Genomic DNA, 15,635 nt, shown 5'->3' with positions numbered 1-15,635 from the left:
CGAAGCAGACGTCATCAGATACGTAGCTGGCCCATCACATTCCGCCCATCGGCCTGACGGACATGACCTCAATTGATGATTGCGGAATTTGCAGATGCGGGTGATTTTCGAAGGCCTTCGCCGCCACCTCATGGGATTCCGCCTCGACAAGCGAGCACAAAATGATGTCGTTTTTGGTATCGGATACACCGCTCGCTGTGACGCGCTTGGTCTTGCCGCCCGCTTCCGAACTAATAATCATTTTGGCATGCTCGCCCATCCATTTCCCCCATGCGGCTTGCATTTTCTGTTCTTCGGCCTGCCGTATCGTGGGATCGGTTTTTGCCCAGTCCGCCATCACCGAGGCGGGGATGAGATACAAGACAAGAAACTTCTGTTTGGTTGCGTTGGTCATGGTTTTTCCTTCAACGGGGCGGACGTTAACCCTCAGGACGAAGGAACCTAACGCCTGCCGACATCGGCTAAAAGTTTTTTTGTCGAACGTCCGTGCCCGACCACAGTGGACGCCCGAAGACCCAGGGCGCCCCCTTAGCATTCAACCCGGGTTACTTCCGAACGGGTCAAGCTGCGACGTCGAACCAACTCAGTGTCATGTCGTTCACCCCTCAGGTGGAGACATCGGATGGTACGCTATGCTTGTCTGAAGAGACTCATGCACCGCAGCAAAACGCTACAATCACGTCCTCAGAGCGCGGTTATCGGTATCGTGGATCCTTACAGTTATTCGCATCCGAAAACGCAGATATCTCCCGCTCACTACCCCAGATTTTCTTCCCGGCCTTCTTTGGGTGCTTCTGAAAATGAGCATTCCTATCCACGAAGTATCGGTCAATCGCCGCCTTTGCGATATCCAGAGACCTATAATCGCTGTTGTGGATTATCGCACGCGCCATGCCACTGAAGACTGACTCGATTACGTTCAAGAATTGAGCGCCAGCCGGTAAGGGTGCGGTTTCGATGACCGGGCCGCCCTCATTGGAAACCACCGAGTTGTGAGCATTGATACGAGCGAAAAGTTGTTTTGAAATGTGCCATGAAGCAGCGTCCCACGATAGATAAAGCTTTCGGCGGTCACCGTATCTCTTGATCAAAACATTCATCATACGGATCATCTCGGCGGTGTTTTTCCTTGCGCTGTAGAAATGGGTCACCTGGTTGCCAGATAATTCCAGCGCCGCCGTCATAATCAAACATCCACGCGATTTTTGCCATTGAGGGACAGTCGGTTGAATACCGGCGGGAGACAATGTGCGTCCGGGTTTGGCTTTGATTGCAAATGGGCCGTATTCGTCAATCGAAAAGAAGGCCTCGTCGGGCTGCAGATTTGAGAGGATGTACCGAATGTGAGCGAGCTTCTCCTTGTAGCTTGGATCGTTCGATGTCAGGACGATTTTCGCCTTGCGCCACTTATAGCCTGCCGCCTTGATCATTCTGGCAATAAGCGCGGTGCCAATTTGTGTGCCATTCTCCTTCAACACCCGGCGCAAGAGCGCCATTGTCCAGGACGTTCGATTGATGCCGTGATTGCTTGGCGGTTCGTGCAACAGGCTGAAAATCGCTTTCCGCAAATCCTCGTTGTCCATTTTGCGGTTCGACTTGGTTTGAGGAGCAAATAAACAGGGGGCGCCATCGCTTTCAAACTTGTTTCTACACTTGCGAACGAAGGCCTTGCCGACGCCAAGAAATTCAGAAATCGTCCGATTTGGAATGTGTCTACGGCTAGCCAAGGCGACCATGGCGCGATTGCGGTCCACTAGCCGACCATTGTGGAGGCGCCCAAGCAATGTGGAAAGACCAGGGATATCGCCCAAATCGTTATCGAGGTGCTCACTTAACTCTTTCTGAAGCAGCCGCCTCATCCATTCTATGTGCAAGAGACGTTGCCGCTCGCGGCTAGATCGCGCCGACGGCATCCTGGGACATGCAGCTTCGCGTATGAATGATCGAAGCTGTGCAGACGCAAATGCTGGTGGTTGGCTTCGCGCCAAGCACCGGATCAGGTCAAGCGCACGAGGCTTCGGAAGACAAACTATTAGGTCATACGCGCGTGCCCACGAACTCTCTAGATCCTGCGCCCGGCGATTGATGTAATTCCGTACGGAATCGTAACTTCCATCAAACCCTTCCTCACGACTTAAATGATGGACGATATCTTGGATCGTCAGCTTGGCAACAAATGGAAATGCCTCACTATTCCCCAGAAGTCGATCAATCGTGAGAATGTGTGGTGCCAGTTTTGGGTATCGACTTCGCCTGCAGCGGTAGCCTGGAGGTTCCTCATGTGCGAGCATCTTGTTGATCGTTTTCCGGCTGATCCCGGTCTCGGCGGACACCCGCTTTTTCGGTGCGCCTTTCTCTAAAATGCGCCGTCGGATTTCACGCCACTGCCGAATATTCCGATACATCGCCATCTCCCGAAATCAGGGATGAGCATTAGAAGTTGGGAATTACGTTGCTCGTGATGCGCCGCAACAAAGCATATCAGCAAACAGTCGCTATGGGTCGGTCGAAAGCTGCCTCGACAGTCCCGCAACGCCACCTCCGCTTTGCCCCGATCAACGGACATCAACCAACCGGCGGGGCTGGTCCGTTGCAGGCCAGGAACTATCGTCATCCAAAGAGCGACAATGGTGAAACAAGAGCGCCCTGAGCCGTGAATTCCTCACGCCTTTCGCGACAGTTCGTGGCATAAGATCGGAGACGTTCCGCGTGCTTAGGGAGACATTTCGATGCTTCCGAAACCCGAATTGGCTTATTTCGCGATCGCCGATATCTCCGGCTATACGAAGTTCCTCGCAGGGGTCGAACTCGACCACGCGCAGGACATTATCGCCGATCTCATGAACACAGTGGTCAAAGGTCTGAGACCGCCTTTCCGACTTGCTAAATTTGAGGGTGATGCCGCTTTCGTCTACGCGGTGGCAGAGAAGGTCGACGGCTCGCTCTTACAGGATAGCATCGAGTCGGCCTATTTCAAGTTCCGAAGGCGGCTGCGAGACGTCAAGCAGGCATCGACCTGCGAGTGCCAAGCCTGCGTTGCGATGAGTGATCTTGATTTTAAGTTTGTTATCCATCACGGCCAGATGGTTAAGCAGAAGATGGGCGGGCGCGAAGAGCTTGCCGGACGCGATGTGATCCTTGTCCATAGACTCCTCAAGAACACGATCTCTGAGAAGGTCGGCTGCCGAGCCTATGCGCTTTACAGCGACGCCTGCGTTCAGACTTTGAGCATGGATCCGGTGGCACAGGGACTCGTCGAACACTGCGAAACTATCGAGATCATTGGCGACGTTAAGGTCTGGCTGCGCGACCTTGATGACGCGTGGAAAGCAGAAAACGGGAACACGCACGTGGAAGTTACGCGGGCCAATGCTTATCTGATGTGGGGTTTTGATATCGCCGCACCTCGCCAGACAGTATGGGAACATTTTACAGTGCCCGGGCAGCGACAGAAATGGTGGCCCGCTGATGCGATCATCGAAAACTCAAGCAACAAGCGCAGGGGAATTGGTACTGAGAATCATTGCATGCACGGAAAGGATGCCATCGTCGAAGAAGTGCTGGATTGGCGCCCCTCCGACTATATCACCGTGAGCACTCTTCTTCCAATCTCGGGCGCGCCCAAAATTATGCTGACTCATGCTTTTCAAGATCGAACAGATGGCGCGACCCACCTAGAAATGCGCGTTGCCCAGCCCAAGCCAAAGGACAAAGCGTTTGTCGACCAGGCAGCAGAGAAGTTCAAAGAAAATATCACCACGGCCGTCGAAAAATTGCGAGTCGTGCTGGAAGGACAGCAGACTTCGGTCTCTATGATCGATGAGCCGCCCTTGATTGCCTCGAGCGAGCGATTCTTAACCGAGGCGGTGAAATCAAACGCAAGTTGAACGAGAGGTTATGCTCGCTATGCCTCTTCATCTAGAAGCCCGGCATGACCTAACTCCGAATGAGATCGATGCGATAGAAGATCGCTTCTACGAACACAATAGACATGCGACCGGACGCCATGATGGCCAAAGGTTGGGGTTCGTAATTCGGGACGATGCGGGACAGATAGTCGGCGCGGCTGCTGGCTATACGTGGGCTGGCATTTCCGAACTCAAGCAGATGTGGGTCGATAAGGCTTATCGTGGACGTGGTTATGCGCGTGACCTATTGGAAGCCTTTGTAGAAGAAGCTCGCCGTCGAGGCGTTGGCCGTATTTGGGTGGCGAGCTACGACTTCCAAGCGCCGGGGATGTATGAAAAGGCAGGCTTCAAGCGTATGGCCGAGTTCGAAGGTTGGCCCGAAGGCCACGTCAATGTGATCCTCTGCAAAACACTATAAGCCGCAGAAGCTGGTCAGGCCTCATGTCTCAGTTAGTTCATGCACGTCATTCTGATAGCCACTTCCGGTCCAGCCGATCAACGGACATTTGCAGCATGCGTAAGCAATTCGCAACGTGCCAGCGGACTTCTGCAGCGCAGCAAAAGGGTTTCTCCATAAGCGCTGGTGAGTAACGTGGCTATTGCGCAACTCCTAGCGGACCGGCGGCTTCGCCCCGAGGGCGGGACCGGTACGGGTGATCAAGTTGCTCGACCCTGTGTTCAATACCGCGGTATAACAGTGCGCGTTTAGCTGTTTCCGTAGTTCTGTAGGCAAATGTCAAAATGTCGCTGGATGAGAACGGAGCAAAACTGCCACTGGCTGATCCCTCCACGAAAAAGGAAATGGCTCGCCTGATCGCGAGCAAGGACTGGTCGACGACGGCGTTAGGTGATTCGAATAGGTGGTCTCCCAGCCTTAAGCTTATCGTCGGGATCATGACCGCGTCCGGCTTTCCGATGGCCGTACGCTGGGGGCCCGAATTTATCCTGATCTATAATGACGGATACCGGCCCATCTTGGCGGACAAGCACCCGTGGGCGCTGGGGCTGCCATTTCGCGTTGTATGGCCGGAGGTAGTTTCAGAACTGATCCCCCTACAGGAAGCAATTCTCGCTGGCGAAAGTCCTGGCGTCTATTCCGAGGACTGGCCTCTGACAATTCGCCGTCGTGGCACCAGTTGGGAGACGGCGCATTTTACCGTCAGCTACAGTCCAGTGCCCGATCCTTCATCGCCGACCGGGATAGGTGGCGTGCTCATCACGGCGGTGGAAACAAGTGAGCGCCTGAGGATCGAAAAGGCTCTGGAGTTCAAAACCCAAGAACTATCCGAAGCCAATCGGCGGTTACAGGATGGGCAAGCCCTTTACCGATCTGCCCTTGCGGCTGGTCGAATGGGCACGTGGGAAACAGATTTGGTGGCCAAAACCAGACTCTGGACGCCGGAGGGCATGGATCTGTTCGGGATCAAACTTCCTGGCGGCCGGGGACACGTGGGAGGCGCCCAAGACGAATATTGGTCGGCGTTACACCCCGATGACCGCTACCTTATGCAAAAATTCCACGAGCTTGCAGACAAGCAGGACTCATTCACCTCTGAGTACCGGGTGGTTTGGCCGGACGGCACAACACTCTGGCTCAGGGGCCACGGCCGAGTTGTCGCTCGCACGCCGGATGGGAAAGCTCTCCGCCTTGTCAGCATTGTGGCCGACGTCACCGAACGCAAAGCAGCGGAAGACCATGTTCAATTCTTAATGCATGAACTATCGCACCGCTCGAAGAATTTGCTTGCCGTGATCCAGTCCATTTCTCGCCGAACGGCTCGCACGACCACGACGATGGAGGAGTTTGAGATCCGGTTCGGAAAACGTCTGCAGGGTCTCGCCGCGTCACACGATGTGTTAGTTCGTAACAGTTGGCAAGGAGCGCCTCTTGGGGATCTGCTGCGTCAGCAGCTTATGCCCTTTATGGATATTCAAAGCTCGCGAGTCGAAATTACCGGATCCGAGATTGTCGTTACGGCGGAAGCTACCCAGGCGATCGGACTTGCAATCCACGAACTTGCGACAAATGCAATCAAGTACGGCTCCCTTTCGGTGCCTGAAGGCAAGATCAAAATATCCTGGGTGTTCGACAGTGAACCGCTTGCATCACGTGGATTGTTGCTGAAGTGGGTCGAGCATGGCGGGCCGCGCGTGGCCCGGCCGTCGCGCAAAGGATTTGGACATCTCGTCATAGGCGAAATGATAGAACGCTCACTAAATGCGAAGGTCACCCTTGAATTCGCCACGCGCGGGCTCGAATGGAGCGTATCCATACCAGCAGCCAATCTTGTGACTGAAGCGCAAACTGACGCTGAGACTAGCCCCTAATTTCGGAATTGTCCGGGAACGCAGCAGCTTTCGCTTCCCCCAAATGGGTTGCCTGACCCTTTAACCCCCTCGCAAAGCGGGCGCCGGCCACGTGTTTGAGCTGTTGGCCTGACACATCGCTGCCCCGTGACAGACGCGGTCTAGACTACGGAGTTGGTTCAGTAAGTAGCGGGACATCTCAGTATCAGTATCGGCGTATCACCGCACTGCCGGTCCCGACCATGAAACTGGTCTTCTGATCCGATGATACCGAAAGCCGTAATACGCACGGATCATTTTGCTTGGTAGCAAAGTGATGTCCTCAGCCGCAACGCACGAAAGTTTTGTTGGAACTGGTAAGTGAGGAAGGCGGTACGAATAACAATCCGAACACGCCCGAAGGGCGCTCACCCGAACGAAGTGAGGGTGAGAAACAATAAACCACATCCCAACATCCGCGCCTACTCTGGCTAAATCAAACCCTACGTCGTCCTTGACTGTCCGCTGGATCCACGAGAACTGCGAGCGCGCACCGCCTCATTCAGGCACCCCTGCCTTCCGAAGACCCTCGATGTACAGCTTTGCGTTTGCTTGCCCTCCTCGTGCAATAAACGCAGATATTGTAAAGTCGGGATCGAGCTCAAGCAGACGTCCCACCGCCTGACCCGCTTCCGTGTCTCGTCCGAGATGAGCGAAAGCAGATGCGAGACACCGGTAAGCTGGCGAATAGGAGGGGGTCTGACGCAGGGCTTTCTCCCCTGCGACGATGGCCTCGTCGAAGCGACGAAGTTCAATAAACGCCGTCGCCATTCCAAAGAAAGCTCGATGCAAGAGCGGCTCTATCGGACTCATCCGAATGGCATGTTCGAAGCTCCGGACCGCTTCGTCCGAAAGCCCCGCGATCTTGTAGATCCAGCCTCTGTTGCCCCATGCGAGACTTGAATTCGGGTTGAGCGCGACCGCCCGGTTTGCCATTTCAATCGCACCTTCATGATCGCCGACCATCCAGGCCGAGATCGTACTAGCCCACACCAGCGTGTCCGGATCGCTATCGTCGACACTCAAAGCCAATTGAAGTAGCCGAACTGCTTCCTTGCGCTCGAGTTGAGGATCGTCGGCATAGCCCAAAGTGACATTTCGCATGTGACAGACGCCTGCCAGGGCCGCGACTACTCCAAATCGAGGGTCCAGCTCTAACGCGCGATGAGCTAGCCGGAGTGTCTCGGCCACACCCTCGCGGCTAGTTAGGTAGGATTGCTGCATCGCTCGGAGATAAAATTCATATGAGCTGAGGTTTTCCGATCGCCGCCGCGTCGCAATTGCGATTTCTGCCTGAAGCAATTTCGGCTGAATGACCGAGACAACGGCGGCCGTTACTTCGTCTTGCAGGGCGAAAACGTCACTTAAATCACGCTCGAACCTATCCGCCCAAATGTGCGTACCCGTCATGGCATCAATCAACTGCCCCGTGATGCGAACCTTCCCCGATGCTCTGCGCACAGACCCCTCAAGCACGTAGCGAACACCCAGCCTCCGTCCGACCTCCTTGATATCCACGGCTTTGCCTTTGAATACAAAGCTTGAATTGCGAGCGATTACGAACAACGATTTCAAGCGTGACAACGAGGTAATGATCTCCTCAACCATTCCATCCGCAAAGTATTCTTGTTCGGGGTCGCCGCTCATGTTTTCGAACGGCAGCACGGCGATGGAAGGTTTGTTTGGAAGTGCAGGGGCTGCACTTAGTCCTTCGGTCGCCGTGTTAAATGTTCCGTTGAGCACAGCATACGTGCGGATGGGCTTTGAGATGTTTTTGAGCGACTGCTCGCCGCGATCCTCGAAGCGAACATCCAACTTGCCTTCGACTTCGCCATATACTTTTTCGGAAATCAAGACACCGCCTGGGTCAGCGAGTCCCTCCAGCCGGACAGCAATGTTGATCCCGTCACCGTAGAGTTCGCCATCCTTGCCCACGATAACATCACCGAGGTTAAGCCCGATGCGTAATCTTAGTGGACTGCTGCTCGAAGCGAGATACTCTTGTATCTCGATAGCGCACCGTATGCCGGCTAACGGACTCGCAAATTCGATAAGCGCGCCATCACCCGTTGTTTTGATAAGTCGTCCTTCGTGGCGGGAGAGGCTCGGCTCGATCAGTTCTCGCTTGACTCGCTCGAACTCGACGTATGTCGCTTCCTCAGCGCGTTGCATCAACGCGGAGTAACCGACGACGTCGGCGGCCAAGATCGCCGCTAGTCGCCTCTGAACCCGCTGCTCGGTCACAGCGTCCTCCGCACGACAGACTAACCACGGACAATGAGGGAGTTTAGCACCTCATTGCAGCTATGTGAGCAGGAATTGCTGGAAAGCACAAATCCGGTTCGAGTTAGCGCGGGTTGATAGCGTGCGTCAGCCCGGGCTGGCCTGAGGTGGGTCATTCGCGGAAGTCAGGAGACTAAGCATCTGACGTCGGGTCCGCCCAGTTAAGCAGACGTTGAGTAATCGGGTATTCGGGGCTCCGGGGGGCGCCGCCCCAGGGGGGAAGCCGAATTAGGATCCCCCTCAAGGAGAACGCCAGCGACTTCGAATTCAGCAAAAGTCCTTGAGTTTAGTTTGGTCAATCGCTGACGGGCGTACGAGGGCGATGTCGGTCGGATCGGACGACTGTTTGAGCCATTTCGGTGGTTCGGGCATTGTCTCGCGAGACATCGCCTCGTCGAAAATCTGATTGGCGCTAGTTGTATCGTCACGGTCCAAGAACACGAGAGCTGCGCGTAACTCCGTCTCATCACTGGCGCTATTGATCTTAAGTTCATCATCGATCAGGCGAAATTCCTGATTTCTTTCCTTCGCGGCACGTTTCCGCTTTGCTATGAGTGCTTTAATCGACCCGCGAACGCGATCAAGCACGCGGGCATGCCAAGCTGCCAGCGCTTTCTCGTACCGCGCGAGGTCGACGTCCCTCTGGTCGACAGTGACCACACCGGCGCCTTTTAGTCGGTCCAGGGCCTCGTGGACCAAGTCAACCTGCTTATCCGTAAGATTGCCTTCGATCACCGCGTATGCACCATGGGGAAGATAGATCTTGGGCGAGCCACCATTGGTCCGTGTTTCCGCAGTATCGGTCACTTTCCGACGGAGCGGAAACATCCATACCAACCGACTGGCACCAGTCGCGTCCCGTTGATCCGACAGATACGGTTCATCAGCAAGCTCGACTTCGCCCGCGTAAACGTATTTCGATTTTTCGAACACCTCGAATAGATGGACTGCCATGCCGTTGCGCTTGGAGCTGGCAAGTGTTTTGTTTTGTCTGTCGAGCTTTTGTGGTCCGGTCGAGCCGATACCGACGAATTGCAACGTGCCGTCCGTCCATTCGTTGCGGTAAGTCGGGTCGGTGTTGTTCGAAATCAAAACAATCAGGTCACGGGACTTGCTCACGCGTATCCCGCCCATGTTCGCGACTCCGAACACGTCACAGATTGTCGCGTTGCTAAGCATTTCACCAGTTCTGATCATGCCGGTTCGCTTGTTTGACTCGGGGCAGTGTTTAGGGCAGGGGTCGTCGCTAGCTCGCACTTTCTGTGAACCCCAAGAGCAGAGTGAAAGGTGTTTCAATGCCCGCAAAAAAAATTCAGAAGTTATGGGACGAGCATCTTGTCGCTCTCGCTCGGAAAAACATGGCCAAGTCGAGCATTGCACCAAAGATAAATCATGCGGACCCAGACAACTCATTTGAACTCGTTGTGACTCTAATTCCAATGGGTGACGAAGATGATAAGTTCCTGCAAGATCAGTTTCACGACGCCAACTTGAACATCGAAGATCCATTTCACTGGTGGCAATTACTGCATGACTCTTTGATGATGATCAGGAAGGGCAGACCAGGTCCGCAACCCATGACTCAAGATGAGAAAGACGAGGTGATGCAACAATGCATCGCCGCCGGTATAGCGCTGGATACAACAAGTATCGCTCAAATCTGCCGTCATCTGGTCGCTGAACGTATAAGAGGTGAGATAGCCGAAAACCTTCAATACAAGATAACCCGAAGCGGCCTGACGAAACCAATCCAAGACGCAATCTCGCAGAGAAATAAACGCTGACGTCCTCATAATCTATTGCGTAGTTGGGTGACCTAATTGCGCAATTAAGTCACCCAACTACGCAATGGCAATCGCTTTCATAACCGGCTTCTAGTCCCAGGCTTACGCTGATTTTCAGCGTAGGCCTAATTGACATAAGAGGAGCCAACATGGCGAACGCAGACGAAGATCGACCGGGCGGAGTAACGCCCGATGAGCAGTATTTGATTAATTTGCAGAAGTGGAAAAATTACGAACTCGAACGGGCTCGTGAACTGAGCAAATTGATAGCCTCGATGATCGAGCCATTGATGCGGCTTGTTATGAGCTGGCTAGAGGATAACGCGGAGCTGTATGTTGCCGAACGGGACCTGATTAGGATGCACCTCGAGCAACTCAGTGCACATTCAGCGGCAATCAGGACTTGGGAAAACAAATATCAGGACAGGGAGTTTGCCTTCGAAGAACCCGTTGTCGACAGATCGTCCTCGCCGCTCGAAAGCGAGGATAAGGAGGAGGATCGTAGAAGCGATCACCATACAGGCGGCAATGCGGAACGCTGCTCTGCAAGCGCCGATCGCAATGACAGCATTCTCCGCAACAGAATCGCTGATGAACAGGTGCCGCTCCACTCCGCTCTGGCCGGATTGAATAAGTCGTTCCTGCAGTCCGCAGCATGGTCTGGACCGACCATTCCCGCAGCTTCGAAAGAACATGAGTTGCGAATGGTGCGGCTCCCGAACGCAGATCCCGATCCATGCGCAGGTGCGTTTATGACGGCGGTTGATGATCGCTTGATAGGCGCATTCTCTGCACAACAATCTCGGATCGAACTTGTCGAACACTGGGCGGCATGCCTCGCTCATGTCCGGCCGTCGCCCCTTGAGTGGCACAAATCCGGTGCTGTGGTCTGGGATCACCTAACGGCCGAATATTCATCTGCGGAATGGACTGATTGGACCCTCGAAGTGTTCAATTTTACGAAGGCCGATGACGCCACAATCCGCGCTTGCCATGCAGCATTGCTCGGAACTTTCCTCACTGGCGATGGCGCCGTTCGGCTTGAGACTGTCAAAGATGCATTGTCGACGTTCATTCATGCGCACCCCGCCTTCAAAACCTCGGTCGAGCCGGCAGATTGGCATCTCCCGTACGGCAAGAACACGCTCTACCGCGTAAGGCATCAGCGCACAGAGAACACGCGTAGGGACCGGCGCAGGCGTCGACGGTAGCCCTTAAGCGTTGGATCTACCGCACCATCAAACAGGAATCGCCGCCGAAGGGCGGCGATTTCATTTCGACCGCGACCTCAAACATAGCGCCGGCTGCCTGGCGCCGACCGACGACGCCATGACACACAAGATCAAGTACGCATTCAGCATTCACACTGGTGTCAAGGACAAGCCGGATGAGGCGTCTCGGCGCAAACTAGGCAAGGGCTGGGAGCCCGTCGAGATGTCCGAGGCGGAGCTAGCCGAATGCATCCAGGAAGGATGGGCGATCGCGCCACAGTATCGCGGGGGCAACCGAAAGACCGCAAATTTCACAATCGCAGGTTTTTTGGCGGCCGATGTTGATAGCGGTCTGACGCTTGATGACGCGAGAAATCACCCGTTTGTGCTGCGCTACGCCGCGCTGCTCCACACCACCGTTTCGCACACGGCCGAACGTCACCGTTTCCGGATCATCTTCCTGCTCGACGAGGCGATCCTGAACGCCGCCTACTGGGCCGATGCTCAGCTCGGTATTGCGCTGAAGATGGGAAGCGACGCCACGGTGACCGACGGCGGACGCCTGTTCTTTGGTTCCAGCAACGCGACGATTTTTCATCTTGGGAGGACGATGCCACCGGACGTCGTTGCGGGCCTGGTCGCGCGTGGCCGCGATGTGAGGGCTTCGCGCAGGCCCGGAGGCGGTCAGTTGCCGATTGTCTCAACGCGTCGCATCGCCGGTCCAGAGTTGATTACCACGGCCAGCGGGCAGAAGGTCCGGTTCGACGAATTACTCGAAGGTACCCGTGTGCATTGTCCCCATCACATCGATGACGACCCAAGCGCTTTCGCCGTCAAGTCGCGATTGGGATCGATCGGAATCCATTGCTCAGCCTGCGGGGGCGGGGTGACCTTCTGGCCGGGCAATGAGCATGACGGTTACGATTTTGGTGCGTTCGACCGGTTATTCGACGAACTGGCTGCCGGACAGCAACGGATCAACGAAGACGCCACGGGTCTCGAGCGGTTCTTTCCACCCGGCCCGCGATTTGAACGGCTTCAGGAGCGATATTTGCCGCGCTTGGTCTATGAGCCCGGCATCACGTTGGTAAAGAGTGCAAAAGGCTCGGGAAAGACAGACGCGCTAAGGTTCATGCTTGGCCAGATCCGGACCGGCCAGATCCGTAGCGATCTGCGGTCCAGGGATTGGCCCAAATCAGTCTTGCTCATTGGCCACCGCCAGTCGCTTCTCCGCGAGGCTGCCAAGAACTTGGAACTTCATTGTTATCTCGACAGAGGCGAAGAGCCGGTGGGCCCCATCCGGACGTTGGCGGTGACGCTGGACAGTCTGCCCAAGTTCAACGACGCGAAGGGAAAATCAGCCAGCAAAGCATTCGACTTGGTCATCATCGACGAGAGCGAACAAGTGCTGAGCCATCTGTTCGGCGAGACGATCAAAAAGGGCCGTGGGCTTGAACGGTGTTTCGACGCGATGCACTTCGAAGTCGCCAATTCGAAAGCGGTTGTGGCACTCGACGCCGACTTAGGTCTCGTGACTGCCCATGCCATGCGAACCATGCGACCGCAGGACTGGGCGTCGCGTTGCCGGATCATCTACAATCTGCCGGTTTAGAAAATGCACAAGCGCACCGTTTACCTGCACAAGAGCCGAGCGTTTCTGGAGCGAGAGGTCGTAGCAGCCGTCAAGCGCGGCGAGCGCTGCTTTATCGTCAGCAATTCGAAAAAATACATCAAAGCGGTTCATCGCATGATTCTGATTGAATGCGGGGGCCATGTCGCGATGCGCGTAATCACCAGCGACAACTCCCGCGACGACGGCATTCTCCGGTTCCTCGCCAACGTCAAGGAAGAGTTTTTACAAATTCAGGTCCTGGCTGGTACGCCCTCTATCGGAACCGGCATCGATATGACATTCCCGAACGATCAGATCTTGGTCGACCGGGTGTTCGGATTTTTCTATCCTTTCATCAACACCCACACTGATATCGATCAGCAATTATGCAGAGTTCGCCATCCTGGCAGGGTGGATGTGTGGATTAACCCGGCCACTTTCAACTTCACGTCCAACGTGGATGTGATCATGGACGATTTGGCGCGCGGTTACGCTGTTCCTCGGGCCGTGCGTGGAAGACGGCCCGACGGGATGGTCGAATACGATCGGGCTGATCCGTTGCTGAACCTGTGCGCGCACGTGACTGCCCTGCAGCGGGCATCGAAGAACCGGTTGGTCGAACTCTTCTGCGCGCTTCGAGTGGCCAATGGCTGGACGGTGGAGTGGATGGACGGGGCTGCTTCGACGAGCCCCGTGACCGCTGCGCGAGAAATCTTGGCGGCCGAAAGAGCGGAAAAGCTGCTCGCTGCGCCGTTGGTCGGCAACGACGATTACATCGAGCTGGATATGAAAATCCAGAACGGCACCAATTTGTCGGACGAGGACCGCATCGTCTATGAGCGCAATCACTTTGAGAGAACGGTTGGCATCCCGCTTGATGAGCGTTTGGTTGAATTGGATCGCGATGGCAAGCTTTTGCCTCGGATCAGTACCCTAGCGGCGGTACTACCGTTGCTTCCTGCCGCCGACCAGGGCGCTGACTTGGTAAGCTGGCTTCTTGAACCCACGACAACGCCCAAAGGGAGACTCGATAAGACGAGGCCGGAGCGGCTGATGGCCGTCCTGATCCGGGTTGCCGGTCTGACCTCTGCCGATGGCTTCGACGACAAGGCCGTAGTTTCAGTTGACAGCCTGACTAGGTTCGTCGGCATTTGCCGCGACAATCGAACGATGATCGAAGAGATCTTAGGACAGCCCCTTAGAAACGATTATCACAAGAAACCGACGCGCCAGCTGAACGAGATCCTGAAAAGAGCGGGGCTGGATCTGATAGAGGCAAAAACACATAAGGTTGCAGGTAAGAAAATCAGATCCTACGGAATTTCGAGAGACATTCTTGCCACAATGACCACGCTCGCGCTTTCCTACCGCGAAGTAGAAGCGCGGGTTGCGGAGGAGAAGGCGATGGCTCTAAGTCAAAAGCGAAATCGGCGAGAACGTGTCGAGGGAGTGGACGAACCGGCTCTCACTGAAGATCGGAACCTGCTCTCCCGTTTTTTCTTAGATCCATGAGCCAACAGCGCCGTACAGGGGACAATAGATTTCGACCATCACTTAGCAATGGATACCGGCCTATTGTCCCCCGACTCTCGGATAATTGTTCACAACATCAGCAGATGATGCCCGCCGGCCGCGGCGATCTCCAGCGCGCGCTTGGCGCTTTCCTGGCCCTTGATGTCGCGCAAATCGAGATGCGACGCCTCCGGCTCGTGCACTTTCGGCTGCGGGCGCGACAGCACCTGCGTGCCTTTAAAATGGTTGGCGATCTGGATCAGCGATTTTGCCGCGATGATCTGGATATCGGGGCTCGCCCAGGCGGCTTCCGTTCCGCACGCCGCCGGACAGATCAGGCCTTCCTCGCGCGCATTGGCGCCGATCGCGGCCGGCAATACGCCCGCGACGGGAGCGATCGAGCCGTCGAGCCCGAGCTCGCCGAGCACGGTAAATCCGTTGAGCGCGTCCGGCGGAATCGCGCTGATCGCCGCCATCAGGCCGAGCGCGATCGGCAGATCGTAATGGCTGCCTTCCTTCGGCAGATCGGCCGGCGCGAGGTTGACGATGATCCGGCGCGCCGGCAGCGCCAGCCCCGAGGCGATCAGCGCCGAACGCACCCGCTCGCGCGCCTCCGACACCGCCTTGTCCGGCAGGCCGACGATGGCAAACGCCGGCAAGCCGGGCGCGACCTGCACCTGCACGTCGACCGCGCGGGCCTCGATCCCTTCAAAGGCTACGGTAGAAACCCGCGCGACCATGCTGCCCCTCATCACTCAATCAAAGGTAGCGGGGAACCGTGGGGCAAGTCAAGAACGTTTAGGGAACAAGATGGCAGGTTTTAATTCCGTGCGTATACAAATGGACACAGCGACAACCCCTGGCTGCTTACCGCCCTCGACGAATGCGCTCCCGCCGGTCGCCAAATAAAGGGGTTACGGAAACGGATGGCGGCCACTCAATTCAGCTTCCCCGCCGCGATCGCGGCCGCGCTGCCTTG

Annotated in this window: 11 protein-coding genes and 1 pseudogene; 7 read left to right on the top strand and 5 right to left on the bottom strand. The window is 55.7% G+C overall.

Translation table 11 applies throughout. From position 1 onward, the window contains the following. Nucleotides 1-34: 34 nt before the first annotated feature. Entirely contained in the window at nt 35-394 is a 360-nt protein-coding gene (locus ACPPVP_RS01010) for a hypothetical protein (protein ID WP_426530450.1), read from the bottom strand. A gap of 301 nt (nt 395-695) precedes the next feature. Continuing rightward, nucleotides 696-2,405 (bottom strand): IS630 family transposase, encoded by a 1,710-nt coding sequence (locus tag ACPPVP_RS01005; protein WP_426530448.1) that lies wholly within the window; start codon nt 2,403-2,405, stop codon nt 696-698. 324 nt (nt 2,406-2,729) lie between these two features. Here ACPPVP_RS01005 and ACPPVP_RS01000 point away from each other — a divergent pair, with 324 nt between their 5' ends. From ACPPVP_RS01000 to ACPPVP_RS00990, 3 genes are all read left to right on the top strand, one after another. Then, complete coding sequence (locus ACPPVP_RS01000) at nt 2,730-3,887, top strand: DUF2652 domain-containing protein (RefSeq protein ID WP_426530446.1); 1,158 nt, start codon at nt 2,730-2,732, stop codon at nt 3,885-3,887. A 10-nt stretch (nt 3,888-3,897) separates the two neighbouring features. After that, the gene (locus tag ACPPVP_RS00995) at nt 3,898-4,326 is read left to right on the top strand and encodes a GNAT family N-acetyltransferase (protein WP_426530444.1); all 429 of its coding nucleotides are present in this window, start codon (nt 3,898-3,900) and stop codon (nt 4,324-4,326) included. Nucleotides 4,327-4,649: 323 nt separating this feature from the next. Further along, on the top strand, nt 4,650-6,236 hold the full coding sequence (locus ACPPVP_RS00990) for a sensor histidine kinase (RefSeq protein ID WP_426530442.1): 1,587 nt from the start codon (nt 4,650-4,652) through the stop codon (nt 6,234-6,236). A gap of 516 nt (nt 6,237-6,752) precedes the next feature. On the opposite strand, the gene ACPPVP_RS00985 is transcribed toward ACPPVP_RS00990, so the two are convergent. Together ACPPVP_RS00985 and ACPPVP_RS00980 are read right to left on the bottom strand one after the other, a co-directional pair. Beyond that, nucleotides 6,753-8,498 carry an adenylate/guanylate cyclase domain-containing protein gene (locus ACPPVP_RS00985; protein ID WP_426530440.1) on the bottom strand — a complete coding sequence of 582 codons (1,746 nt, stop codon included), beginning with the start codon at nt 8,496-8,498 and terminating at the stop codon, nt 6,753-6,755. A gap of 306 nt (nt 8,499-8,804) precedes the next feature. After that, complete coding sequence (locus tag ACPPVP_RS00980) at nt 8,805-9,671, bottom strand: hypothetical protein (protein WP_426530438.1); 867 nt, start codon at nt 9,669-9,671, stop codon at nt 8,805-8,807. A gap of 161 nt (nt 9,672-9,832) precedes the next feature. On the opposite strand from ACPPVP_RS00980, the gene ACPPVP_RS00975 reads away from it, so the two are divergent. The 4 genes from ACPPVP_RS00975 to ACPPVP_RS00960 all read left to right on the top strand — a co-directional run bounded on the left by ACPPVP_RS00975 (nt 9,833) and on the right by ACPPVP_RS00960 (nt 14,656). Further along, the gene (locus ACPPVP_RS00975) at nt 9,833-10,321 is read left to right on the top strand and encodes a hypothetical protein (RefSeq protein WP_426530436.1); all 489 of its coding nucleotides are present in this window, start codon (nt 9,833-9,835) and stop codon (nt 10,319-10,321) included. 149 nt (nt 10,322-10,470) lie between these two features. Next, entirely contained in the window at nt 10,471-11,532 is a 1,062-nt protein-coding gene (locus ACPPVP_RS00970) for a hypothetical protein (RefSeq protein ID WP_426530435.1), read from the top strand. A gap of 10 nt (nt 11,533-11,542) precedes the next feature. After that, the gene (locus tag ACPPVP_RS00965; RefSeq protein WP_426530433.1) at nt 11,543-13,144 is read left to right on the top strand and encodes a hypothetical protein; all 1,602 of its coding nucleotides are present in this window, start codon (nt 11,543-11,545) and stop codon (nt 13,142-13,144) included. Nucleotides 13,145-13,147: 3 nt separating this feature from the next. Further along, nucleotides 13,148-14,656: a hypothetical protein gene (locus tag ACPPVP_RS00960; protein WP_426530431.1), complete on the top strand. Its 1,509-nt coding sequence runs from the start codon at nt 13,148-13,150 to the stop codon at nt 14,654-14,656. A gap of 92 nt (nt 14,657-14,748) precedes the next feature. Here the strand turns inward: ACPPVP_RS00960 and ACPPVP_RS00955 are convergent. Continuing rightward, nucleotides 14,749-15,396: pseudogene (locus ACPPVP_RS00955) on the bottom strand (magnesium chelatase domain-containing protein); the annotation flags it as partial. Nucleotides 15,397-15,635 lie beyond the last annotated feature (239 nt).

Origin of the sequence: Bradyrhizobium sp. McL0615 (assembly GCF_049993905.1) — a bacterium.
Taxonomy (GTDB): Bacteria; Pseudomonadota; Alphaproteobacteria; order Rhizobiales; family Xanthobacteraceae; genus Bradyrhizobium.
This window is presented reverse-complemented; position numbering and strand designations above follow the sequence as displayed.

What these genes read in the sequence shown, in the direction of transcription:
- ACPPVP_RS01010 (WP_426530450.1), bottom strand. Translation starts at nt 394, where the DNA reads ATGACCAACGCAACCAAACAGAAGTTTCTTGTCTTGTATCTCATCCCC.
- ACPPVP_RS00990 (WP_426530442.1), top strand. Translation starts at nt 4,650, where the DNA reads ATGTCGCTGGATGAGAACGGAGCAAAACTGCCACTGGCTGATCCCTCC.
- ACPPVP_RS00995 (WP_426530444.1), top strand. Translation starts at nt 3,898, where the DNA reads ATGCTCGCTATGCCTCTTCATCTAGAAGCCCGGCATGACCTAACTCCG.
- ACPPVP_RS00980 (WP_426530438.1), bottom strand. Translation starts at nt 9,671, where the DNA reads ATGGGCGGGATACGCGTGAGCAAGTCCCGTGACCTGATTGTTTTGATT.
- ACPPVP_RS00960 (WP_426530431.1), top strand. Translation starts at nt 13,148, where the DNA reads ATGCACAAGCGCACCGTTTACCTGCACAAGAGCCGAGCGTTTCTGGAG.
- ACPPVP_RS01005 (WP_426530448.1), bottom strand. Translation starts at nt 2,405, where the DNA reads ATGTATCGGAATATTCGGCAGTGGCGTGAAATCCGACGGCGCATTTTA.
- ACPPVP_RS01000 (WP_426530446.1), top strand. Translation starts at nt 2,730, where the DNA reads ATGCTTCCGAAACCCGAATTGGCTTATTTCGCGATCGCCGATATCTCC.
- ACPPVP_RS00975 (WP_426530436.1), top strand. Translation starts at nt 9,833, where the DNA reads ATGCCCGCAAAAAAAATTCAGAAGTTATGGGACGAGCATCTTGTCGCT.
- ACPPVP_RS00970 (WP_426530435.1), top strand. Translation starts at nt 10,471, where the DNA reads ATGGCGAACGCAGACGAAGATCGACCGGGCGGAGTAACGCCCGATGAG.